The 25,294-nt window shown below is 42.8% G+C and carries 20 protein-coding genes; 2 read left to right on the top strand and 18 right to left on the bottom strand.

The features are described from left to right. Positions 1-6: 6 nt before the first annotated feature. The 16 genes from BQ5375_RS07205 to BQ5375_RS07130 form a co-directional block, all read right to left on the bottom strand. A complete protein-coding gene (locus BQ5375_RS07205) occupies positions 7-777 on the bottom strand; it encodes a TIGR00282 family metallophosphoesterase (protein ID WP_022132414.1) in 771 nt (256 codons plus the stop codon). A 177-nt stretch (positions 778-954) separates the two neighbouring features. Beyond that, positions 955-1,680 (bottom strand): amino acid ABC transporter ATP-binding protein, encoded by a 726-nt coding sequence (locus BQ5375_RS07200; protein WP_022132413.1) that lies wholly within the window; start codon positions 1,678-1,680, stop codon positions 955-957. Continuing rightward, a complete protein-coding gene (locus tag BQ5375_RS07195; RefSeq protein ID WP_076918108.1) occupies positions 1,667-2,371 on the bottom strand; it encodes an amino acid ABC transporter permease in 705 nt (234 codons plus the stop codon). Before BQ5375_RS07195 ends, BQ5375_RS07200 begins: the two co-directional genes overlap by 14 nt. Before the next feature lie 102 nt (positions 2,372-2,473). Then, the gene (locus BQ5375_RS07190; RefSeq protein WP_022132411.1) at positions 2,474-3,244 is read right to left on the bottom strand and encodes a transporter substrate-binding domain-containing protein; all 771 of its coding nucleotides are present in this window, start codon (positions 3,242-3,244) and stop codon (positions 2,474-2,476) included. 345 nt (positions 3,245-3,589) lie between these two features. Then, a complete protein-coding gene (locus BQ5375_RS07185; RefSeq protein ID WP_022132410.1) occupies positions 3,590-4,495 on the bottom strand; it encodes an RluA family pseudouridine synthase in 906 nt (301 codons plus the stop codon). Between the two features lie 64 nt (positions 4,496-4,559). Continuing rightward, on the bottom strand, positions 4,560-5,534 hold the full coding sequence (locus BQ5375_RS07180; protein WP_022132409.1) for a hypothetical protein: 975 nt from the start codon (positions 5,532-5,534) through the stop codon (positions 4,560-4,562). Positions 5,535-5,652: 118 nt separating this feature from the next. Then, a complete protein-coding gene (locus BQ5375_RS07175) occupies positions 5,653-6,420 on the bottom strand; it encodes a type III pantothenate kinase (protein WP_022132408.1) in 768 nt (255 codons plus the stop codon). A 39-nt stretch (positions 6,421-6,459) separates the two neighbouring features. Further along, entirely contained in the window at positions 6,460-7,080 is a 621-nt protein-coding gene (locus BQ5375_RS07170) for an ECF transporter S component (RefSeq protein WP_022132407.1), read from the bottom strand. Positions 7,081-7,259: 179 nt separating this feature from the next. Next, positions 7,260-8,963 carry a S41 family peptidase gene (locus BQ5375_RS07165; RefSeq protein ID WP_076917647.1) on the bottom strand — a complete coding sequence of 568 codons (1,704 nt, stop codon included), beginning with the start codon at positions 8,961-8,963 and terminating at the stop codon, positions 7,260-7,262. Positions 8,964-8,990: 27 nt separating this feature from the next. Further along, the gene (locus tag BQ5375_RS07160) at positions 8,991-10,700 is read right to left on the bottom strand and encodes a S41 family peptidase (RefSeq protein ID WP_076917646.1); all 1,710 of its coding nucleotides are present in this window, start codon (positions 10,698-10,700) and stop codon (positions 8,991-8,993) included. Between the two features lie 22 nt (positions 10,701-10,722). Next, positions 10,723-12,462: a S41 family peptidase gene (locus tag BQ5375_RS07155; protein WP_022131894.1), complete on the bottom strand. Its 1,740-nt coding sequence runs from the start codon at positions 12,460-12,462 to the stop codon at positions 10,723-10,725. A 27-nt stretch (positions 12,463-12,489) separates the two neighbouring features. Continuing rightward, entirely contained in the window at positions 12,490-14,178 is a 1,689-nt protein-coding gene (locus BQ5375_RS07150; protein WP_076917645.1) for a S41 family peptidase, read from the bottom strand. A 26-nt stretch (positions 14,179-14,204) separates the two neighbouring features. Continuing rightward, positions 14,205-15,890, bottom strand: a complete 1,686-nt coding sequence (locus BQ5375_RS07145) for a S41 family peptidase (protein WP_076917644.1) — start codon at positions 15,888-15,890, stop codon at positions 14,205-14,207. Positions 15,891-15,916: 26 nt separating this feature from the next. Beyond that, positions 15,917-17,644: a S41 family peptidase gene (locus BQ5375_RS07140; RefSeq protein ID WP_022131897.1), complete on the bottom strand. Its 1,728-nt coding sequence runs from the start codon at positions 17,642-17,644 to the stop codon at positions 15,917-15,919. Positions 17,645-17,670: 26 nt separating this feature from the next. Continuing rightward, a complete protein-coding gene (locus BQ5375_RS07135) occupies positions 17,671-19,410 on the bottom strand; it encodes a S41 family peptidase (protein WP_022131898.1) in 1,740 nt (579 codons plus the stop codon). Positions 19,411-19,541: 131 nt separating this feature from the next. Further along, positions 19,542-21,179 carry an ATP-binding cassette domain-containing protein gene (locus BQ5375_RS07130; protein ID WP_022131899.1) on the bottom strand — a complete coding sequence of 546 codons (1,638 nt, stop codon included), beginning with the start codon at positions 21,177-21,179 and terminating at the stop codon, positions 19,542-19,544. A gap of 270 nt (positions 21,180-21,449) precedes the next feature. On the opposite strand from BQ5375_RS07130, the gene coaBC reads away from it, so the two are divergent. Then, on the top strand, positions 21,450-22,640 hold the full coding sequence (coaBC, locus tag BQ5375_RS07125; RefSeq protein ID WP_022131900.1) for a bifunctional phosphopantothenoylcysteine decarboxylase/phosphopantothenate--cysteine ligase CoaBC: 1,191 nt from the start codon (positions 21,450-21,452) through the stop codon (positions 22,638-22,640). Positions 22,641-22,672: 32 nt separating this feature from the next. After that, the gene (locus BQ5375_RS07120) at positions 22,673-23,380 is read left to right on the top strand and encodes a metallophosphoesterase (RefSeq protein ID WP_022131901.1); all 708 of its coding nucleotides are present in this window, start codon (positions 22,673-22,675) and stop codon (positions 23,378-23,380) included. A gap of 242 nt (positions 23,381-23,622) precedes the next feature. Here the strand turns inward: BQ5375_RS07120 and BQ5375_RS07115 are convergent, their stop codons facing one another. Together BQ5375_RS07115 and BQ5375_RS07110 are read right to left on the bottom strand one after the other, a co-directional pair. Continuing rightward, complete coding sequence (locus BQ5375_RS07115; RefSeq protein ID WP_022131902.1) at positions 23,623-24,186, bottom strand: GrpB family protein; 564 nt, start codon at positions 24,184-24,186, stop codon at positions 23,623-23,625. After that, positions 24,173-25,099 (bottom strand): alpha/beta hydrolase, encoded by a 927-nt coding sequence (locus tag BQ5375_RS07110; protein WP_022131903.1) that lies wholly within the window; start codon positions 25,097-25,099, stop codon positions 24,173-24,175. The genes BQ5375_RS07115 and BQ5375_RS07110 overlap by 14 nt, the downstream gene beginning before the upstream one ends. Between the last annotated feature and the right edge of the window lie 195 nt (positions 25,100-25,294).

The raw sequence follows: 25,294 nt of genomic DNA, 5'->3' as shown, positions 1-25,294 counted from the left end.
CTTCCATTATTCTTCGATACGGATGCGCTGGATATCCTGTGCTTTTCCGCTTGCATTGTCGATTTCGATCAAAACCGCATTGAGTTCCATATCCTGATGGTCATACTCAAAGCGTGCCGGAAGATTGGTTAAAAACTTCTGGATAATGATTTCTTTTTTTACACCCAGCACTGAGTTTTTGCCGCCGCACATTCCGGCATCGGTGATATAGGCAGTTCCTTTTGGAAGGATCCGTTCATCCGCGGTCTGAACATGGGTGTGTGTTCCCAGAACAGCGGAAACTCTTCCATCCAGATAATAGCCCATTGCTTTTTTCTCGGAAGTCATCTCAGCATGAAAGTCTACCAGAATATTTTTATACGGAAGTTCCTGTAACAGCTGATCGATCTTCTCGAACGGATTGCCGCAGGGTTCCATTCCAGCCTGTCCCTGAAGATTGATGACACAAAGCTGCCAGCGCAGCTTGTCCAGCACAAACACACCGGTTCCCGGAGCACTGTGATGATAGTTTGACGGACGGATAATTCCGTTTTGTTCGTCCAGTTTTGGAAAGATTTCTTTTCGTTTCAGGACATGGTTTCCTGTTGTGATGACATCGGCTCCGGCGTCAAACAGCATTCTTGCGCTGTCCGGTGTAATTCCGTTTCCTTCTGCCGAGTTTTCTCCATTGATAATACAAGCATCCACTCCATACGTTTTTTTGATGCTTCCCAGATGCCTTGCCACAAAATCGCATCCTGATTTTCCAACAACATCTCCCAAAAACAAAACTTTCAATCTATTCGCTCCCATCTGCCTCTGATACAAAAACACTAAATGTTGATAACTTACTATTCTGATAAAATTTGTCTGAGCTTTTATTATAACACTTCTTTGGAAAACTTCCAAACTAATCTGTAAATTTTACAAAAATTACCGTAAAAAAAGCGGGAACCTTCGTTCCCGCTTTTTTAACTATAATACTTTAGACAAAAATTCTTTCAATCTTGGATCTTTTGGATGGGAGAAAAACTCTTCCGGAGGTGCCTGCTCTTTTACAACACCTTCGTCAATAAACATAACGCGGGTTGCAACTTCTTTTGCAAAGCCCATCTCGTGAGTAACCACTACCATGGTCATACCGTCATCTGCAAGTTCCTTCATCAGCTGCAGTACTTCTCCTACCATCTCTGGGTCCAGTGCGGAGGTAGGTTCGTCAAACAGCATTACATCCGGATTCATAGCCAGAGAGCGCACAATAGCAATACGCTGCTTCTGTCCACCAGAAAGCTGTGCCGGATAAGCATTTTCCTTATCTGCAAGTCCGATTCGGGAGAGCAGTTCTCTTGCTTTTTTCTCTGCATCCTGCTGATTCATCAGGCCCAGTTTTACTGGAGCAAAGGTGATATTCTGCAGAACGGTCATGTGAGGGAACAGGTTAAACTGCTGGAACACCATTCCCATTTTCTGACGGATCTTCTGGATATCACATTTTGGATCGGTGATGTTTTCTCCCTCAAACCAGATTTCTCCCTGAGTTGGTGTCTCCAGAAGATTCAGGCAGCGCAGGAAGGTCGATTTTCCCGAACCGGATGGACCGATTACAACCACCTTTTCTCCTTTGTTGATGGTCTCGCTGATTCCTTTGAGAACATGGGTATTTTCGTCAAAACTTTTACACAGATTTTTAGTGGTGATCACTTGCTGCCAGTCTCCTTTCAAACATTCCAAGCAGTTTGGTCAGGCCTAAAACGATAATCAGATAGATGCCCGCGGCAATGAACAGCGGAGGCAGAACATCCCATGTTCTGGAACCGATGTACTGTGCTGCCTTGGTCACGTCGGTAACGGCAATCGCACCTGCAACAGCGGTCTCTTTGATCAGGGTAATAAACTCATTGCCCAACGCCGGCAGGATATTTTTGATTGCCTGTGGAAGGATAATCGATTTCATGATGGTTCCCTGGCTGAGACCTAAGCTCTGACCTGCCTCAAACTGACCTCTGTCGATCGACTCGATTCCGGCACGGATAATTTCCGAAACATAAGCACCGGAGTTAATGCCGAAGCAGGTAATTGCGGCATAGATTTCCATATTGCGGGCAGTAAAAATCAGGTTTGCGATAATAAAGATCTGAAGATAAACCGGGGTAGCTCTGATTACTGTTACATAAAGTTTGCACACCTTATCCAAAAAACGAATAACAGGATTTTTGCTTCCCTTTGCAACATATTTCACCACTGCCACCAGCACACCCAGCAGCACACCCAGCAGTACCGCAAACAGCGAGATAATCAGCGTATTTTTAATACCCTCCAGATAAGCTGTATAGCGGGCATCAGCAAAAAATGCGTCGTAGTAACGCTGTCCCAGATTGAGAATGTAATCCAAAATTGCACCGTTCCTTTCTTTATCCTGATAAAGTATCTCAAAACATGACGCAACAGCAGACACTACACTGCGCCTGCTGTTGCACTGATTTTATTCTGTTTCTTATTCTGCGGTTGCGTGATTTGCAGTAAATTCTTCGATCTTGCCGTCTGCGATCAGCTGATCGATTACCTCATTGATCTGGTCAAGCAGTTCCTGGTTGCCTTTTTTCACTGCAATTGCATACTGGTCAACGAACAGTGGGTTTTCTTCGTCCAGAATCTTCAGTTCTGGGTTTGCTGCTACCAGTTCCTGTGCTGGATACAGGTCCATAACGATTGCATCAATCTTGTTGTTTTTGAGGTCCTCAGCAGCCTGAACAAATTTGGTATAACGTTTTACCTCTGCATCCGGATAATTATCGGTTACCCAGATATCTGCAATATTGCCCTGCTGAACACCGATTACCTTGTCAGCAATCTCTTCGTTTGTATTGACAGTACCTGCACTTGCGTTAACAACTACAACATCGCTGGAATCAACATAGTTGTGGGAGAAGTCCATTACCTTCTGACGTTCTTCATCAACCGAAACAGCTGCTGCAACAAAGTCTACCTGACCCTGCTGTACTGCATTGAGCGCTCCGTCAAAGTCCATGTTTTTGATTACCAGCTCTTTGCCCATTGCATCTGCAATTGCATGTGCAATGTCCATATCAACACCGACTACTTCGTCACCGGACATATACTCATATGGTGCAAAACCAGCCTCAGTACCAACATACAGTTTGTTGTCGTCGGATGTTGCTTCTGCGGATGTGTTCTCGCTGCCTCCGCATGCGCCCAGGGAAAGAACCATAGCTGCGCACAGAACAGCTGCAAATAATTTTTTCATTTTGTTTTCCTCCTTAAAATACTCTCTCTTTTCTATCGCTCGATATATTAATTCCAAAAGCTTACCGCTTATCCTTTGCGGTTTTGATCGATGTTCTTTATTATACTGAATATTTTTGCAATTTCAAGAGGTTTTTTGAAAAAATATTCATTGCAGCTCTTTTTTGTTCGTTTTGCATAAATTATAACAAATCGTGGATATTTTATACCAACTTTTGACGATCGTTATTCCCCTTATCCGCTTATTTATCCGCATTATTTTTTGTTTGTCTTTGTTTTCTATTCCATTATTCCAAAAGATATTCAATGCTTTACAGAAATAAAGTGTTGGATAACTTATGTATATTTATTCGTTTATATCGAGGTTTAGCCCCATTTTTATACAAAGTTCTTGCATATCCGGCAAAAGCGGACAATCCACCCTGATTTCTTCCCTGCTCACCGGTTGAGGAAATGCAATATGCCGGCAGTGAAGTGCCTGACGGGAAATCAGTTCACTTTTTCTTCCGTACAGTTCATCCCCCAAAACCGGACACCCAAGATAAGCCATGTGCACTCGGATCTGATGGGTTCGTCCGGTTTCCAGCACAAAATCAACCAAGCTTAAATTTCCGCTTTGCACCAGTACCCGATAATTGGTGACGGCGCGCTGTCCGTCATCTGCGACGATACGACGCATTTCCTCTGGAAATTCTCTCCGAATCGGGACATCCACTCTGCCTTCCATCTGCGGCGGAATTCCATCCAGAATCGCCTGATAAGTCTTGTGAAAATTATTGGTAACAGTGGCTGCTGCAAACCGATTTTTAGCAACCAGCACCGCTCCGCTGGTATCGCGGTCCAGACGGTTGAGCGGACGATACATCAAATCCATTCCCAACTTATCACAGTGCGCAGCAAAAACATTTGCCAGAGTGTCTGCAGCATGTCCGCAGGACTGATGGCAGGGCATATCCGCAGGTTTGTTAAAGACGATTAAATCGTGGTCTTCATAAACGATCTGAACCTGACGGTTGGAACGAATGAAATGCTCCACGCCATGTTCTTCGCTGTCCAGAAAGGTAATTTCCAGCACATCTCCAGGGTGAAGCAGATCGATGGTTCGGGTGTGTGCCCCGTTTAAATACATTCCTCTGTCATAGTGCTTTAGCTTTACGATAGTGCGGCTGGAATAGCCATGTACCTTTTTCAGGTATCGCTCGACGTTCATTCCGTCATATTCCGGTGTAATTTCATATCTGAGTGTTCTCATCCCATTCTCCTCTTAACACAAAAATCAGGGGCAGGTGCCCCTGATTCTTTCTGCTATTGTTTTTTTACATTTCCTGAACATTTTCGCTAGTAAATTCCGGCATTTCAATTTCAATATCTTCGTTACGATTTTCGATCAGACTATGGATCTCCATGCTCAGTGCACAGGTTTCCGGAATGTCCGTAGTTTCGGTCACTCCTAACGCTTCCACCAGACCTTTGAGTGCAAATTCCATATCCATCTTCATGGTCTGGTCATTAATCACTCCGTTTTCAATCAGCATATCGCAGTTGATTCCCGAAATTTTGAGAGAATTGAACAACTGTTTTTCCATTTCAACAACTGCAGCAATCTGCTGTTCGATCAGAGTATCCAGCTGATCCTGACTCATTGTTTCCGGATCGAGCTGCATACTTTCCATCATCGCATTGACCTGTTCCTTGACGCTTGCGCGCATCTGTTCCTCCATTGCTGGAATTACGTCGTCAATCATCATGCTGCTCATGCTCTGCTGCATACCTTCCAGCTGTTCCTGCGGCATGGTAAAGCTCACGCGAAGCCCTTTTTCTTCTTCGGCAAAGGCAAAATCTTCTGCTGCTTTTGCACCTTCTATATAAAGATCAACCATTTCGTCCTGTCCCAAGGTGAGCAGTTTCTGGTAATCCATCATTGCGGTTGGAGACTGTATTTTGATGTACTGTTCACTCGATGGATCTTTGGTATAGCTAAAACCATCCAGCTGATAAACCTCACTGTCAATCGGCATTCCCATAATTGTACCGCTTATCTTCATTGCCATGGTCTGCATCTGGTCTTTTACTGCTCCATCGATTGCAAGTTCCATCGGAATGGAATCTTCGCCCAGAGTAACCTGTGCATTCATCTGCGCAGAAATCTTGCCGCTGTTCATCTCGTATCCGGCATTCAGTGCTTCTCCCATCTGCTCAATCGCTTTTTCCTTGTTCATGCCGCATCCGGTAAGCAGGGTCAAAAGCATTACCATCGACAAAACTACCGCTGTTATTTTCTTTGTTTTCATACTCACGCCTCCTTCTGGATTGTTATCCTTTCGATTTTTATTATACTGCATTTTCCGATTCATGTAAATAATAAGCTGCCCGAATTTTGTGTGTTCGGACAGCTTTTGTAAGCCAAAGCTATTTCATGTTTTTATAGTACAGAACGCGCAGACCTTTGAGCAAAAGATTTGGGTCATGTGTAATTTTGTGTTTGCAGTATGGAACCACATTTTTTGCCAGACCGCCGGTTGCAACGACTGCCAGCTCTCTGCCCATTTCTTCCTGAATGCGATCAATCATTCCGTCAATCATCGAAGCGGTTCCATAAATCATGCCGCTGTCCATCGCATCGGTAGTATTTTTTGCGATAACACTCTTTGGAGGAATCAGATCGATGTGTGGAAGCAGGGAAGCCTTGCTGGAAAGCGCTTCCAACGAGAGACGCAGTCCCGGCATGATTGCTCCACCGATAAATTCTTCCTTCTCGTTAATAACCGACATGGTGGTAGCTGTTCCCATATCCACTACCATCAGCGGAAGCTGGTAATCGTGAATCGCTGCTACAGTATCTGCGACGCGGTCTGCACCCAAAGATGTCGGATTATCCAGCTTGATATTGAGTCCTGTCTTAAGTCCCGGACCAACAACCAGCGGCTTTTTGCCGGTAATGGTGCGCAGTGCCATCTTCATCACACTGGTCAGCGGCGGAACTACCGAGGAGATAATCGAACCTTCCATCTCCTTTGCACTGTATCCATACAGGTGCAGGATCTGGTGGATTTCCACCGCATACTGCTCTTCCGTTCGGCGGACATCGGTTGCTACCCTTGCGGTAAACTCGATGCTGTCATTTTCAAATCCGCCAATCACGATGTTGCTGTTTCCAATATCGATGGCTAAAATCATTTGGGATTCCCCACTTTCTTCTCTATCTCAAAACAAAACTTATTTCTTTATAAACTTGAGCAGAACCTTGCCCACTGCGGTGGTGATCAGCGCCGCTACAATCGCCTCCGGAATACCATTTGTTGCAATGACAGCAAGAATAGTCTTATAGATCATATCTGCTGCAACGCCCTTTGCACTGCCCCAACTTTCTCCAAAAAAGACGTAGATCAGGTTCATAACCAGAATGGTATTGACCATCGAACCGATAAATCCGGCAATTCCAAGTGCAATAGAATCCCTCTTGCTTAATTTCCTGATTCCCTGATACACAAAGTACGGAACGACTCCTACCAGAATGCGGGGTACAAAACAGATGACCAGACTCCAGAAGTTTCCGTGTGCGTCACCGAGCGAATAAAATGGTGTAAACACAAAGGAGGTAAGGTTTGGCGTAATGGTATTTACCATAAAGCTGGTCAGCCCAAACAATCCGCCTAAGACTGCGCCTGACTTCCATCCAAGTAAAATCGAGCCTAGAATGACGGGGATGTGGATGGTAGTTGCCTTGATGACGCCAAGCGGAATATATCCCAGCGGCGTTAAGGACAGTACCACAATGATTCCCGAGAACAGTGCCAGTTTTACCATGTCCTGTGTTTTTCTGCTTGCTTGATTCATATTCAATTCTTCCTTTCGCTGTTGTTCTCCCACTGGATGCTGGAAAAAGCTCCGAGAGATACAATGCAAATATTTTTAAAACAGCTAAATTATATAGTATCTGTTCTGCAATTGCAAGTAGAGTTAACAGAATTTCTGCACCAAAAAAGGAGCAGGATTGCTGCTCCTTTTGGGAAATTTTATTTTGCCTTTGTACTGTTCTGCTCCTGAATGTAAGCAATTGCTGCTTCTTTGAGCTCATCTCTACCCTCTTTGATTCCCTCAACTGTTGGATACACTTCTATATCAGGCGAAAGGCCAATTCGCTGGGTCTGGCCACCGTCTGGAGTATAAATTCCTAAACTCGTAAAAGTAATCTTATGGCCGTTTAGAAGCGGAAGATAGGTAATGTTCCCATCTGCACCAATAGAATTGTTTCCCAGCACAGTCACATTTTCTCCGGTACGCAGGGACATCGTTGTATATTCCGCATTGCTCTGCGTTGTCTCACTTATTAATATCACTACTGGTTTATCATAGTAATAGCTTTCTTGACCTGGCATCATCATTCCAGAGTAAACCTGTCGCTTCCACATAATTCCTGGCACTGCCTGGGATGGACACGCTATTGTTACAAATGGAGAATAATTTTTTTTGAGATAAGGTGCCAGCGTAAGCTGTAAGGTTGTATCTGATGGATACTGACGCAAATCCACGATCATTCCATCCGTTGTTCTGAGCTCCTGCATGATGGTGTCGATTTCTCTAGATTTGAGTGCAGACGGATTGATCAGTCCAATATTTCCCTCCAGAATTTCGTGAGAAATTAAAGGTTGTTGCGGCATACTATACAGCATATTTGGTACACCTTTAACGTGAACGATCTCTTCTTTTCCATCCCGCAGCACTGTAAGAGAGATCATCTGGTTATCGGAACGAAGTAAATATGGAAAAACCTGATTTGCAAGCTTTTCTTTATTTGGAACTGAGATATACTTTATAAAATATGTCGCTACATCTTCTATTGACAGATCGTCCTGCTTCAAAACGACGTCACCTGCCTGAAGAGAGCAATCTGTCCCATAAACTTGTTTGATAACAAACTTTCCATCCGCTCGAATCAAGTCCACAGGCACAGCGTATTTTTTTAACAAGTAATCCGTTTCTCCTCCATTCATCAACATGACATGAGCGTCATGGAGATGTGCGGTCAATTCCATAATTGTCAATTCAAAACTTTCTAAGTCGGAACCCTCCATCATTTTTGGAATATACTCACTCAAAAGGTCGTCCCAATCTTCATCCATGATCTCAAAATATGGAAAATAGTATTCCAATATGTTCCAAACACGGAATAGTCCCAGTAAACGATAATTCTGATTGCTATAATCAATATTCTCGTATGTCTTTTCATTAGAAAAATCTGGTACTCCAATACTGCTAAAACTTACTGGTGCTTTACCTCTGTTTACATTAGGAAGCGGTTCAAATTGCTGTAAATCTGCCGACAGTTCTTTTCCCAGATAATCTTCACTAATCCAAGCAGTATCCGTACACACAATTTTATTTTCTTCTGTTACTCCAACCCATTCTGGTACTTTACTAATTGTTTTGTAGTCTATCTCTCCCAAAGATACGAACCATTCATGCAGAATACCGTTTACCTCATTTTCTTTTGCTTCGGAGACAACTGGAATAAGGTTTAACAATTCTTCGTCCCAATCTTTTTGTCCAAGCAAAAAAGCAGGGTGATTATACTTGGTATAGCCCCACACCTTGCACAGCTTTTCCAGATTCTGCACTTCCTGCGAATATTCTTTTTTCTCATGTCCTGCTGGCGCACAGGAGGTAAACAACATACAAATACACAACAACACCGCTACTAATTTGGCCATTTTCTTCATAACAACGCCTCCTCTTATGACGTTATTTTATTTCGCATTCTGCTCCTGAATGTAAGCTACTGCTGCTTCTTTGAGCTCATCTCTACCTTCTTTGATTCCCTCAACTGTTGGATACACTTCTATATCAGGCGAAAGACCAATTCGTTGGGTCTGGCCCATCTCTGGGGTATAAATGCCGCAACTGGTAAACCAAAGACCATTTCCATTCGGAAGCGGCAGCTCTGTAATATCTCCGTCTGTTCCAAGCGAAGTATTTCCCAGCACAACCACATTATCTCCGGTGCGCAGATCCATAATACTAAATTCTGTATTGCTTATGCTCGATTCATCCATCAGCACTACAACCGGCTTTTCATAATAAAAACTTGCCGGAGTAACTCCCATAGATACCATTTCCTGTTTTATAAAAGTGCCGGGAACAGACTGAGAAGGAACCGTCATGATATTATATACCGTTCCAACCTTTTGGAGATACATCGACAGAAATATGTGCATATTTGTATCAGACGGATATTGTCTAAGGTCAATAATCAATCCATCCGTATCTCGAAGATCTTCCATCACCTGTCGAACTACCGTTCCAGTATCCCCCGTCGACAGCGAATCAGGATTGATAAGCCCGATATTTCCGTCCAAAATCTCATGAGATTTTTCCCTTTTTCTTGCCATGCGCGTATATTCTGTCGTTCCTTTTACAGAGTATGTTTCTTCCTTTCCATCTCGCAGAACAGTGATTTCCATCTCTTCATCCTTTGATCTGAGCAGATATACACCTAATGGATTGTTGAGTTTTTCATCGTTGGAAACTGAGACGTACTTCTTTCTATTTTCTTCTACCTCCTTAATATCGGTTCCATCCAACTTCAAAATGACATCTCCTGCCTGCAATGGGCAATCCCCGCACAAATCGCTGACAACCCACTGTCCTTCTTCTGTTCGCAGCATATTGACTGGAGCTAAATATTTACCCACAACAGCTTTTAATGGCTGACTCTTTATAAATCTAACATGTACATCGTGCAGGTGTGCCGTCATCTCACAAATTGTCAACTCAAAGCTTTGCACATCACTTGCTTCCAATATCTTCGGAATAAATTCGTTCAGCAAGTCATGCCAACTTTCATCCATGATATCAAGATATGGAAAATAATATTCAATTGCGTTCCACACACGGAACAGTCCCAACAGCCGTTCTTCTTCTGTTTGATAGGAACAACCCGTATCCGTGTTTTCTATTTTAAAATTAGGCACACCTTGTCTTGTGCTGAATTTTACCGGAGCTTTGCTGCGGTCAATTTTAGGAACCGGACCCATCTTTTGCATATCCGCCGATAATGCTTCTCCCAGGTAGGCTTCATCTAAAATCCAGTTGGTATCTGCCTGTACGACCGCTTCGCTTTCGATCGGTTTCGATCCAGGTCTGCTGGTGCCGTAATTAATCTCCCCCAAAGACACAAACCACTCATGGAGGATATCATTTACCTCATCTGATTTTGCCTCGGACACAACTGGGATAAGATTTAACAACTCTTCGTCCCAATCTTTTTCTCCAAACAGAAAAGCAGGGTGATTATACTTTGTGTAGCCCCACACCTTGCACAGTTTTTCCAGATTCTCTACTTTTTGAGAATTCACTGTGTTTTCGCTACTGTCTACGCTCTGTCCTGCTGGTATACAAGAAGTAAACAACATACAAATGCACAGCAACACTGCTACTAATTTGGCTATATTCTTCATAACAACGCCTCCTCTTATGACGTTATTTTGCATTCTGCTCCTGAATGTAGGTAACTGCCGCTTCTTTGAGCTCGTCTTTTCCCTCTTTGATACCCTCGATGGTAGGATGGACCTCAATATCAGGGGTAAGGCCAATGCGCTGCACCTGCTCCATATTCGGACCATAGACACCAAAACAGGTAAAGCTAAACTCTCTTTTTTCTCCTTGGCTAGTTTGATCTGGAAGCAGAATCGTTTTTCTATCGCCATCAGAACCTATGGTATTTTCTCCCAGAAGAATTACATTTTCATTGGTCTGATAAATCATTGCTATGTATTCCCCAAAACTCCATGTCCCTTCATCAATGATAACAACAACTGGCTTCTCACTATATTCTCCCTTGTGCTCTGAAATCGTGTTCATCCCCATTGTCTGATCACGATATAGGTACGCCCCCGGATAATAGGTCATTGGATCTCCCCACTGCATCGGTACCTTTCCAAGTCCCTTCGACAGGTACCTTTGCATCAATAAAGCAGCATTATAATGTGGGTACACTCTTAAATCCAAAATAAGACCATCGGTCTCTACCATCTTGTCCATCGTTTCATTGATGTTTTCTTCTGTGAGCGTTCCCATCTGAATATATCCAATATTTTCTTCCAAAATTTTGCTGGTAATTATTTTTTTCTTGGACGCAATTTCTCGAATCTGTCCGTAAACTTCTTGTCTTGTATAGCCTTTTACTTCAAATGTCTGCTCTTTCCCATCTCTTAAAACAATAATTTCCATCATCTGTTCGTGGGAAGTCAGCAAATAATCATTTAAAACCATACTTCTTACTTTTTCGTCTGTGGAAGTAGAGATATACTTCTGACGTTCTTTGATGACTTCCCAGATTTCCTGTCCATTAAACTTGCGTATTGAATCTCCTATTTGCAGCTGACAATCTTTCGAAAAAATATCAACTACTACAGGATAACCTTCTATCAGCATCAAATTAACCGGAATCAAATATTCTCCAAGCTCTTCTGTGATAGATTCTGTGTCTGTAAATGATACATGAGGATCTCTAAGTTTGGCGGTCATCGAAGCCAAGATCAAATCATAGCTGTGTCGATCATTGGCATTAAGCATCTGAGAAATATATTCTGGCAGTAAATCATGCCAGTTTTCATCCATTAAATCCAAATAAGGGAAATAATATTCGACTGCATTCCATACCCGAAATAACCCAAGCAAACGATCATTTAAATCACCATAATCAAAATCAGGATAATTTTTCTCATTAAACTGAAGCATTCCATTGCTGCCATTGTTCTTAACCGGAGGAGTCGATTCTCCTTTTACTGTTGGAAGTATTTCAATTTTCTGCAAGGCTGATGACAGTTTTTCACCAAGATAATTATTGTCTTTGCTCCAACTAATATCTGCTTGAATATCGATTTTATCAGGGTCCTGGTTTTTCCAAGACTGATGATTTCTGGTTTCTCCAAAATCTGCCTGACCCAAAGATTCAAACCAGTCATACAGAATCTGATTGGTTTCCTTATCAGTCTTAGCTTCCTGCACTTGAGGAATCAGCGCGAGTAATTCCTCATCCCAGTCTTTTTCCCCAGTATAAAACGCTGGATGTCGATACTTGGAATATCCCCACACCAAACAGAGCTTTTCTAAATTCTGCACTTCTTGAGAATATTCTGAAGTCTCTGCTGGCGCACAGGAGGTAAACAACATACAAATGCACAACAACACTGCTACTAATTTGGCTATATTCTTCATAACAACGCCTCCTCTTATGACGTCATCTTATTTTGCATTCTGCTCCTGAATGTAAGATACTGCCGCTTCCATCAGTTCATCTCTTCCCTCTTTGATGCCTTCGATGGTTGGATGCACTTCGATGTCGGGGGTAAGGCCAATGCGCTGGGTCTGTCCCATTTCCGGAGTATAAATACCAATGCTGGTAAACATCATATTAATTCCACCTGGTAAAGGCAGATACGCGATATCACCATCTGAACCGACTGAATTTTCTCCCATCACCGTGACATTTTCTCCATTTCGAATGGACATAATCAGATACTCTGGCTGACTCTGTGTCTTTTCATTCATCAGAACAACAACTGGTTTCTCGTACAAAGGAACTTTTGAATCTTTCGCTCTTCCAATTGTCTTCTTTTCCCCTAAGAACGTTCCCGGATAATTTCCATATGGAGATGCATAAATTAAAAATGGTTTTACTCCATCTACCAGATACTCTGCGAGAAATGGGATGATATTATACCCTGGATACTGGCGTAAATCAATCACCAAACCGTCTGTTGATTCCAGCTTACTCATAACCAACGGGAGCGTTCCGTCTTGCAATGCTGCCGGATTCAACAATCCAATATTTCCGTCCAGAATCTCATACGATTGTTCTGCTGTTTCCATCATCGGGTGATATTCCATCTCTCCGGTTACTTCCAAAACCTGCTCTGTTCCATCTCTCAAAACGGTCAGTTCCATATTTTTATTGTTGGAACGAAGAAGAAAGTGCCCAATCTGATTGATAAATTTATCCTCTGTTGTAACCGAAATATATTCCATCCTATCAGCAAGTACATCCTTAATATCCTTACCATCTAGTTCTTTAATTACATCCCCAACCTGAAGAGGGCAATCATCTTTTAAGACCTTGGAAACAACAATCTCGTTTTCCGCTTGCAAAATCTCCACCGGAACTCCATAAACACCGGCTTCAAGGACTACATATTGTGAGTTATATAAAGCAATGTGTGCATCCTGCAGCTTTGTACTCAGCGATGCTATAGTCAGTTCATAGCTCCTTTGGTCGTCCCCTTCCAGCATTCTGGCAATATATTCTGGTAGAAGCTCATGCCAGTTATAATCCAAAATATCCAAATAAGGATAGTTATATTCCATCGCATTCCACAGGCGGAACAGACCAAGTAAGCGATAACCCTGATCTTTATAATTCATATCCTCATAAAACGGTTCATTAGAAAAATCCGGTGTCTTTTTATCAAATTTTACTGGTGCCTTGCTGCGATTGACTCCTGGAAGCTGTCCAAACTGGGACAAATCTTCTGCCAATTCTGCTCCTAAATACTCTTCACTGATCCAGCTGGTATCTGCCTGTACAAATTTTATGGCATCTTCCGGAATGCTTCCTTTTCTGCTGGTGCCGTAATCAATCTCCCCCAAACCCACAAACCACTCATGGAGGATATCATTTACCTCATCTGATTTTGCCTCGGACACAACCGGGATAAGGTTTAACAATTCCTTGTCCCAGTCTTTTTGTCCGAACAGGAAAGCAGGGTGATTATACTTGGTGTATCCCCACACCTTGCACAGCTTCTCCAGATTCTGCACTTCCTGCGAATATTCTGAGTTTGCTGTTTTTTCTCCATTTGTTCCCACCGGCGCACAGGAGGTAAACAACATACAAATGCACAACAACACCGCTACTAATCTGGCTATTTTCTTCATAATGAAGCCTCCTTTATGACGTTATTTTATTTTTCATTCTGCTCCTGAATGTAGGTAACTGCCGCTTCTTTGAGCTCGTCTTTTCCCTCTTTGATGCCTTCGATGGTTGGATAAACCTCGATATCGGGGATAAGGCCGATGCGCTGAGTCTGCCCCATTTCTGGAGTATAAACTCCTAAGCCTGTAAAGCGGATTACATTTTTGTTTGGAAGCGGAAGAAAAACAACATTTCCATCCGTTCCGTGAGAATTGCTGCCTATGACAGTAACGTTTTCTCCTCCGCGTAGTATCATCACATGAAACTCCGAAGCACTCACACTTTCTTCATTCATCAACAGCACAACCGGTTTTTCATAATAATAAGATGGATATTGTTCCGATGCTCCACCATAGCTCTGTTCTTCCAAAACCATAACACCCGGAATCGATTGCGACGGAAAAGCGATCACAGAACATACTGTAGGTTCTTTCTTTAGATAAGATGCCAGATAGTCTAACTCGCCGTTACTTGGATACTGTCTGAGATCAATGATTAAACCATCGGTATCTTTGTATTCCTGCATGATGTCTTCCAGTTTTTCCTCCTGAAATGCCTCCGGATTGATCAAACCAATATTTCCATCCAGCATTTCATAGGCTGCTGTTTTTTTCTTCTTCTGATTGAAAGCCCCGACATAACCCTGTGCGGAAAGAACCTCTTCTTTTCCATCCCTCATAACGGTAACTTCCATTGTCTGGCTGTCAGACCAAAGCAGATATGAGGAAATATGTGGAACGATTCGTTCCTTATCAGAATCAGACAGGTATTTTTGCCTTTCCTCGATAACCTGTTCGATTTCTACGCCATCCAGCTTTAAGATAATATCTCCCCTTTGAAGTGGACAAGTATCTCCAAATACATTCTGAACAACTACCTTTCCTTCTGCCTGTGTCAGCTCAACCGGTAAAGAGTATTTTCCCAAAGCATTTAAAAATACCTTTTGATCGAGCAGAGCGACATGAGCATCCTGAAGATGTGCTGTAAGCTCTGCGATTGTCAGTTCAAAGGTTTTCTGATCCCGTCCTTCCAGCATTTTGGGGATATACTCTGCAAGCAATTCTCCCCAGTCCTCGTCCATAATATCGAGGTAAGGGAAATAATACTCGACTGCGTTCCACACACGGAACAGTCCAAGCAGACGATTGGACATATTCCCATAATTAAAAATCATATGCGTTGCTTCGTTGGAAAAATCAGGATATTTTCCTTGATTAAATTTTACCGGAGACTTGCTGCGGTCGATATTCGGAATCGGTCCAAGCTGCGACAAGTCCTCTGTCAGCTCAGCCCCCAAGTAATCTTCTCTGATCCAACTGGTATCTGCCTGCTCAATCCGTTCCTCCTCTGGCGGCAAAGTAATTGATTCACTATTTCCGTAATCAATTTCTCCTAAGGATACAAACCATTCATGCAGAATATTGTTCACTTCCTCTTCTTCTGCCTCAGATACGACTGGAATTAGTTTTTTCAGTTCTTTGTCCCAGTCTTTTTGTCCGAGCAAAAAAGCCGGATGATAATACTTGGTATATCCCCAAACTTTGCAGAGTTTTTCAAGGTTTTGCACCTTTGGGGAATCTGCCGATAACTCCTCGGTTGTTTCTGCTGGTGCACAGGAGGTAAACAACATACAAACACACAATAACACCGCTACCACTCTGGCTATTTTCTTCATAACAACGCCTCCTTGATGACGTTATCTTATTTTGTGTTCTGCTCCTGAATGTAAGCTACTGCTGCTTCTTTGAGTTCGTCTTTTCCCTCTTTGATACCTTCAATGGTGGGATGCACCTCGATATCTGGCTTAATTCCTATAATCTGGGTTTGCTCTCCGGCAGCGCCAGACACACCAACACTGGAAAAAGCCAATAACTGGCCATTCGGTAATGGTAATTCAACGACATCCCCATTTGAACCATTGCTGGTTTCCCCAATCGTTGTAACAACACTCGATTGTTTTAATGCCAATATAACCGTTTCGGCCTGACTCTTGCTCGTTTCTCCCATCATTACAACAACTGGTTTGTTATAATGATAAATATCATAATTCTTTAATAAACCAGCTTGTGAATTGTTGGAAATTATTTGTCGAACGAAAGTTCCCGGTACCGCTTGAGATGGAAGATTCAGTTGTGCAAATGGTTGAAAGCTATCTTGTATGTATGCTGATAAAACTGATGCAAAGTTTAATTGTTCACTGTTTGCTGGATATTGTCTCATATCAATAATCAATCCGTTTGTGTTTTTTAACTTCTCCATTGCATCAAATAAACGATCTGCTGGCATTTGAAATGGGTTTATTAATCCAATATTTCCTTGCAGAATTTGATATGGAACATCTGCTTCCCAAATTCCAATTGTTACATCTTCTGTACTTCCCTTCACCTGTAATGTCAATTGACTTCCGTCGCGCAAAACAGTAATTTTCATTTGTGGATTCTGAGAACGCAGCAAATACGGTACAAGGTTTTTCGTACTTCTGTCTTTATCTGCAAGTGTGCAGTATTGCTTTCTTTGATTTGCAACTTCTTGAATTTCTTGTCCATCTAATTCAAGGATAACATCTCCTATCTGCAACGGACATTCTTTTTCCAACACCTGAAAAACTACATACTTTCCTTCTGCTTTCACTAGTTGTACCGGTGCAGTATATTTGCCAAACTCATCATCGAAAAAATCATCATCCAAAAATTTCACATGCCCGTCCTGTAATGTACAGACCACTTTTTCTAAGACTTTCTGAAATTCATGTTGATCTTGTACCTGCAATACCTGCAGAATCATTTCTGGCAAGAGATTATTCCAATGATCTTCCAGAAGATTCAAATACGGATAATAATACTCCAAAGCATTCCATATCCGAAATAAAGTTAACAGACGATTATCCTTTCTGGACTCATTAAAATCAGAATAAATTGGTTCGTTTAGAAAATTCGGAACTCCAGATTGTTCAAAAACAACTGGAGCTTTTCTGCGATCAATATTTGGAATTGGTCCAAAACAAGATAAATCCTCTGTCAGTTCTTGCCCCAGATAATCTGCACTAATCCAGCTTGTGTCAGCCTGCACACTTTTATCCTCTTCTTTAGCTGCTACCCATTGAGGAACTCGGTTGAAGGAGTCATACTCAATCTCCTCCAAGGATATAAACCATTCGTGCAGAATATCATTTACTTCATCTTCTTTTGCCTCAGATACGACTGGAATAAGGTTTAACAGTTCCTCATCCCAATCCTTCTCTCCAAACAAGAAAGCCGGATGATAATACTTGGTATATCCCCAAACCTTGCAGAGTTTTTCGAGATTCTGTACCTCCTGTGAATATTTCAAATCTGTCGATTTTTCATCTGATACTTCTGCTGGAGCGCAGGAGGTAAACAACAAACAAATACATAGCAAGCTTGCCAGCAATCTTGTCCATTTTTTCATAATGGCGCCCCTTTTCTGATATTATTTTATTTTGAGTTCTGCTCCTGAATGTAAGCTACTGCCGCTTCCATCAGTTCATCTCTTCCCTCTTTGATGCCTTCGATGGTTGGATAAACTTCGATATCGGGGGTAAGGCCGATGCGCTGGGTCTGCCCGCCGTCTGGATTCAGGATTCCCATTACTGTAAAATACACCGTATTTCCATCTGGCATCAGGAATTCTCTCCGTTCTCCATCGCAGCCTGCCGAAGGATTGCCCAGAATCGTGACATTCTCATTAGTCCTGTAAATCATGGTAAAGAATTCCGGCATACTCATAGTTTGTTCATCAATAATGACAACAACCGGTCTATCACTATATTTTCCCTGATACCCTGGCAGAGAACTCCCTGCCTCAAAATCTCGAACAGAATATGCTCCCGGATAATATCCCACCGGATTTAACTGCAAGTAAGCCGTTTTGCTTCCTTCGTCTGTGATCTCCCCCTGAATCAGCCATGCCGCCTGGTAGGACGGATATTGGCGCAGATCGATAATCATTCCATCTGTTTCTGAGAACTCCTTTATCACACCATCTACATCATTATCTTTTAACAGCTCCGGATTGATTAGCCCAATATTGCCTTCTAGAATTTCATGAGAAACATCTGCTCGTGGATAATGCTGTGTAAAGGAACCACTATATTCCTTCTTTCCTATCACAGAAAAAGTCTGTTCCATACCGTCACGCAAAACGGTAATTTCCATATCTGGATCATGAGAGCTTAAAAGCCAGTCATAAACCCCGCCCCCACTCAGCAGTTTATCATCTGTTGGAGTTGAAACATATTCTTTGCGCTCCGCTATTGCCTGTTCTATTTCCTGCCCATTCAGTTTTAAAATAACATCCCCTATCTGGAGTGGACAATCTTCTCCATAAACATTCGTCACCACCGGATGTCCCTCTGCCGTTTCTAAATAAACAGGAGCGTAATACTCTCCAAATTCTTCGTCCATATAGCTTTCATCTTTAAAATTGGCGTGTGCATCCCTCAATTTAGATAATAATGACGCTAATGTTAGATTGTAGCTATGCTTATCTTGACCTTGCAGCATTTTTGCAATATATTTCGGCAAGAGGTTACACCAGTCTTCATCTGTCAACTTCAAATATGGTGAATAATATTCTATTGTATTCCACAAACGAAATAATCCTGATAAACGGTCAGCTGTATTGCTGTAATCAAAATTTTCATTGATTTTCTCATTGAAGTTTACTGACTGTGACGAATTCGCTGTGCTTACGACAACTGGAGGGTTTTTAGGATTCGAAATGTTAGGAATTATTTCTATCTGCTGTAACGCTGCTGATAGATTCTCTCCAAGGTACTTGATATCTTTTGTCCAGCTGATGTCTGCTTGAATATCAATTTTATTGGGATCTTGATTTTTCCAAAACTGATGATTCCGAGTTTCTCCAAAATCTGCTTCGCCCAAAGCTACAAACCAGTCATACAAGATCTGGTTAGCATCTTTGTCACTCTTTGCTTCCTGTACTTGTGGAATCAGTGTGAGCAGTTCTTTATCCCAATCCTTTTCTCCAATATAAAATGCTGGATGACGGTATTTCGTGTATCCCCACACCAAACAGAGTTTCTCCAAATTCTGCACTTGCTGTAAAGCTGTCGATTTTTCATCCGATACTTCTGCTGGAGCGCAAGAGGTAAACAACAGACAAACACACAATAAACCTGCTAACAGTTTTACAAGTCTTTTTCCCCTTTTCATGATGAAACCTCCCTTAGCTTTTCCGGATAAAGATTTCTTTTACATATTCGTATCATCTTATTCCCAGAATAGCACACCCACTAAACTAACTCCATATCATTTTATGCAAATCAATTTATGGTCATTTTCCTTTAATCAAGCCAGATATTCTCTTTTGCTCTGTCTGACAAACTCTCGTACGGACTGCATTCCAAAACTCTGCCCTGCTGCATCACAATGATTTGGTCATACTGTGACAGAATCTCTTTGGTATAGGTGTGAGAAATACTGATAATGGAATATTTTTGATTCAGAAGATATTGTTCCAATTCCTGTCTGGTATCAACATCCATTGCTGAAAAAGCTTCATCCAACAGGTAAAAGGACGGGCTTTTCAGCAGGATGCGTGCTAATGCCACTCTCTGTTTCTCTCCTCCTGACAAATGATGCACTCTGGTTTCGTCTGGATCTTCGATCAGGTGGGTTATTTTTAAAACCTTTCCGATTTCCTGAAGCTTCTTCTCAGAATATGGCTGATAGAGTGTGATGTTATCCTTAACTGGAGCGGTGAACAGATAGGACTCCTGATAATCCATCAAAACATTTTGACTGAAACTTTCCTGTGTAATCTGTGGATAAAGCGTACCATCCATCCTGATTTCTCCTGCATCAGGGGTAATATTTCGGTTAATCGTTTTAAGCAAGGTGCTTTTGCCACAGCCATTTTTTCCAACAAGCAGATATCGTTTGCCAGCATTCAGTTCCAAAGTAACATGGTCCAGAATCGCTCGTCCATCCCGCACTACAGACACATCACTTAACCGGATCTTCTGCACCGGAGGCGCAGTTTTGCTCTTGGTAGATTTTCGAGGTTCATCCTGCACCATCTTCCAAAGATTTTGTTTGATCGGCATTACCGCATGCAGAGCGTTGATGTGGTAGGAAAGGGTCGTGATTGGGTTTGCAATGATGTTGGAAATCTGAATTACTGCAAGCAAGGCTCCCACTGTCATGTGTCCATTTATAATCAGGTATACCCCGATTACCAAAACCAGAAAGTCATTGAGATAACCAATCAGCATACTGGCGAGATTAGCATTTTCCTGTACTTTTGTGTAGTGATAATCCGCATCATTTGCCTGCTGACCTGCCTGATTTACATGACACAACATTTCCTTTTCGGCAAGGTAAGACTTGATCACCGGGATACAGAAAATGCTGTCCTTTAGGCTGACATTATAACGTTTGAGTGTCTCTGAAATCTGTCGTTTATATCGCTGAAGTGCCTGCTTAAATGCCATCGGAACCACAGCCAGCAGCACAAAATTCAAAACAACCATCAAGGCGATCCATCCATTGATATTGGCAAGAGCTGTCATAGAAAAAAGAATGGTAACCACCGAGTAAATCATACTCAGGATGGTCTGATAGTAGTCGCTGCAAACCATGGGGATATCATTATTAAATACTGATAAAAATTCCGCTTCCTGCTCTGAGGAAAGTGGTTCGCTATGCTTTGCAAAAATATGATCCAGTATTTTCTCCCGATAAAACTGCTTGACCAGATTGAGATACCGCTTCTGACTGAGCGCCCGCCCTCTGGAACATCCAACCAAAAGCAGAATGCTCAGAAACAGCAGGAAAAATAATCCCTTCAACTCCCCAAAACTGCCGCCGGACAACTGATCCAAAATCCTCTGTGTCAAAAGAGGATAAGCCACATTGGCACACACATATCCCAGCACAAACAACTGTACCAGAACAAATTTCTTCTTCACTGAAAAACTCATTTTGCCCTCTCTCCATTTTCTTATTTCACTAAATTTTTTTATAATTTTCTATTTATTTTGTATGATAGCACAGCGTTCTACAGAAGTCTATATCATTTTGTGTAAGTTTTTCTCATTCTCTGTAAGTTATTCCCTGGCTTTTAGTCTGCAACATCTATCGCAATGTATCTGCCACTGCTTCTCCCTTCACAGTAGAATGAAACTAGACTTTCTTCTCTCTTCCTGCTATACTAAAGACACTTGCAACCAATCAAAAAAGGAAGTGCTTTTATGCTACAGGGAAAAACTGTTGTATTAGGAATAACAGGCTCAATTGCCGCCTACAAAATGGCAAATGTTGCCAGCATGCTTGCAAAACAGCACTGCGATGTACAGGTCATCATGACCAAAAATGCTACCCAGTTTATCACTCCGCTCACCTTTGAAACACTTTGCAACACCCGCTGCATGGTTGATACCTTTGACCGCAATTTTCAATATAATGTTGAACACGTTGCTCTTGCAAAACGTGCAAACCTTGTAATGATCGCTCCGGCTTCGGCAAACATCATTGCCAAGATGGCACACGGCATCGCTGATGACATGCTCTCGACTACCGTACTTGCCTGCCGCTGCAAAAAACTGGTCGCTCCTGCAATGAACACCAACATGTTTGAAAATCCTATCACCCAAGATAATCTCAATACTCTGCGTCATTATGGATTTGGCATCATTGAACCTGCTGTTGGCATGCTTGCCTGCAAGGATGTCGGTGCCGGAAAATTGCCGAAAGAGGAACTGCTGTACAACCACATTTTACAGGAAATCCTGTACGAAAAAGACCTCGCTGGCAAGAAGGTGCTCATCACCGCAGGTCCTACCTGCGAGCCGGTCGACCCGGTACGCATCTATACCAATCGTTCCAGCGGAAAAATGGGCTATTCTCTGGCAAAGGAATGTTCTCTGCGCGGCGCTGATGTCACCCTTGTCACTGGAAAAACCGCACTGGAGTCGTGGCCTTTTGTCAAGGTCGTTCCAATTGAAACCGCTCAGCAGATGTTTGAGGAGGTAACCTCCCGCGCACCTGAGATGGATATTATTATCAAGGCGGCAGCGGTTGCAGACTATCGTCCAAAAACAGTCGCAGATGAGAAGATCAAAAAGAGTGATGGAGAATTTGTCCTCGAGTTTGAGCGTACACAGGATATCCTCAAATATTTAGGCGAACACAAACCGGACGGACAATTCCTGTGCGGCTTCTCGATGGAAACTGAAAATATGCTGGAAAATTCCCGCAGCAAGCTCTCCAAGAAAAATGCTGACATGATCGTTGCAAACAATCTGAAGGTACAGGGTGCAGGTTTTGCTGGTGATACCAATGTGATCACCATAATCACCAAAGACTCCGTAAAAGAACTGGAACTGATGAGTAAAGATCAGGTGGCTCACCATATCGTCGACGAAATCGTTTCCAGAATATAAGTTCAAAACCAAAGAGAAAGGAAACCGCCCCAATGGCTCATTATGTTGTGTCAGACATTCATGGAGAAGACGACCGCTTCCATGCAATGCTTCAAAAGATAAACTTTTCCAAAGAGGACACGCTGTACATCTTGGGGGATGTTGTAGATCGCGGCCCTCACCCTGTCGAACTTCTGAGGGAAATCATGGCAACTCCCAACATGAAAATGCTGCTTGGCAACCATGAATTTATGTGCCTGCGCTATTTTGCACCGGATGCTTTGGAAAAACATATCCAGCACTGGAACCGAAACGGCAATGCTACAACGCTGGAAGGATTCAATAAACTTACCGAACAGGAAAAGCAGGAAACCCTTGATTTTCTGCGTGCTTTGCCGACCCACTTTGAAATCAGTGTCGGTGGCAAAAACTTTTATCTGGTACACGGACTGCCTGCCGATACCGTCTATGATGAAGTGTGGTTTCGTCCGTACAAGGACCCCATCCGTACGATACCAAATTGCCAACTTATCATCGGACATACACCGGTATCCTGCTTTGTACACACCGAAACAGAGGCTTACAGCCGCAGTGATGAGGAAGAACTCGCTTATGTGCAGGAAATGTGTGAGCGTGGTGAACTGTTTTCTATCTTCCACCATCCGCAGTATATTGACATCGATTGCTGCTGTGGTTACGATTTCCCGAACAGACGTCTTGCCTGTCTGCGACTGGAAGATATGGAAGAATTTTATGTATAAAAAAAGAGGAGCAAATGCTCCTCTTTTTTTAGTTTGAAATCAAATAAAAATTTGGGGTCGAGCTTTTTTCAAAAAGTTCGTGGGGGTACGGGGGCAACGCCCCTGTGAAACTTATTGATATATTTTAGTTATTATGTTGGGGCTACTTGCCCAGGGCACATCCATGAGACCTTACCCTCGCAAACTTTTGTGTACGAAAAGTCAGTTGAAAACTCGTTTTCAACTCCAAAAAACTTCTGTTTTTACTTTTTCGTTTTTGCCAGAATCGACTGCACAAACTCGGTCTTATGCTCACAGTAGGTATCCACATCATACCGATATCTTTCTGCAAGTTCTTCCTTGATGCGCTGATATTCGTCCCGCGCATCCGGGTGCTCCCGCAGATAGTCACGGAAAGCAATGTGCTCCAGATACGGCTTTGCATCTTTGTTGCAGACATAAAAATGGTATTTTATCACGTTCTTTTCCTGTTCGTCATAATCTCTGGGGCGGAAAAATGCCTCTCGTCCCGGCAGTCCCAGATCTCCCTGATGAACATAACCGTACTTAGCAAGCTGCTCAATTACTTTTGGCAGATTACCTTTATCTTTGAGCACTGCATCGACATCAATAATCGGCTTTGCTCCCAGTCCTTCCACCGAAGTGCTGCCGACATGCTGAATACTTTCCACATATTCCCCGATATAACTTTGAATCATTGCCTTGATTTTCTCAAATTCCGCCTTCCACTGCGGGTCATATGGAACAATTCGCACTTCTTTGGTGGAAAACTGCTGCTCGTTAGCCTCCAATTTACTGTTTGACAAACTGGATCGCCTCCTGCAAAATCTGTTCAAAGTTTTCCGGATAGTCATGCTCCAGATCTGGACAAAGTTTAAACTCTACTTCAATGCCGTTGTCATCCAGAATCTCGAACAGAGCTTCACTGCCTTCAAAGCAGTCCTCATCTGCGTCACCGCAGCAGATATAGACAGCTGTTCCAGCCGCTTTCAGTTTGCTCAGGTCTTCCGTCCATTCTTCCAGCTCTGGCAGCCATGGAGAAACCAGAATCAAACCTTTTGGTGCGATTGCTCCGCTTACTGCCGCATAGAATGCAGCTCGTCCACCAGAAGAGAATCCGCAGAGGATACTGTTTTCTATATCGACGCCCTGTTCTTTGAGTGCGTTCCATTGGTCGCTGATTTCCTCCGCAGCGGTTTCCTCATCATCCCAGAGGTAAGCTTCGGACATCTGTACCTGCGAGGACTGAGCCAGTCCCAGACCATAGCCCAATTCCTTTGCGCTCTGCCAGTAAGGAGCTGTCTGTGCCGCATTCTGCTGATCGCCATGGAGAACAAGCAGGCAAGGCTTTCCTGCTTCTACCTCTTCCTGGACCAAAATCGATTCTGCAGATTCCAGTGCTGCCTGCTGGCGTTCCCGGCAGAGATTTGCCATCGTTTCAAACTCGCTGTGTTTGCGAAGCTCCTCGAGGTCTTCGTCCTCCATCAAGTAATTATAGTCGTACCAATAGCCCTTGGTATACAGCGCTTCTTTCATCAGTCCCAGCGCTTCCTCTGTTTTTCCGCTCAGTGCTGCAAAGCAATAAGCGAGATTGTAAAGTTGCGCCTCGTTTGCATTCTCTACACTCTGCCATTCCTGTTTTACCAGTTCATACGCTTCTTCTGCACCCTGCTCATCAAGCAATTCCAGTGCCTGATTAAAAAGCTGCGAATATGTCATCGTCGTCATCTCCCTGTAAATCATTAATTTTTCTCTTACTATATCATATCAGCTTCCAAAAGTACAGCTCGAAACGTCTTTCAGTTTGTACCGTCAAAAATCATCCGCTGGATAATTTTTGAGGTTAGTTTAGAAAAACAATTTGAAACAAGTTTTCAACTACCAAAAACTTTTGTTCCCTTTCGGCGCATACCG

Origin of the sequence: Negativibacillus massiliensis, assembly GCF_900148495.1 — a bacterium.
GTDB classification, from domain to species: Bacteria; Bacillota; Clostridia; order Oscillospirales; family Ruminococcaceae; genus Negativibacillus; species Negativibacillus massiliensis.
The sequence above is the reverse complement of the archived record's forward strand: the minus strand, read 5'-3'. Positions and strand labels throughout refer to the sequence as shown.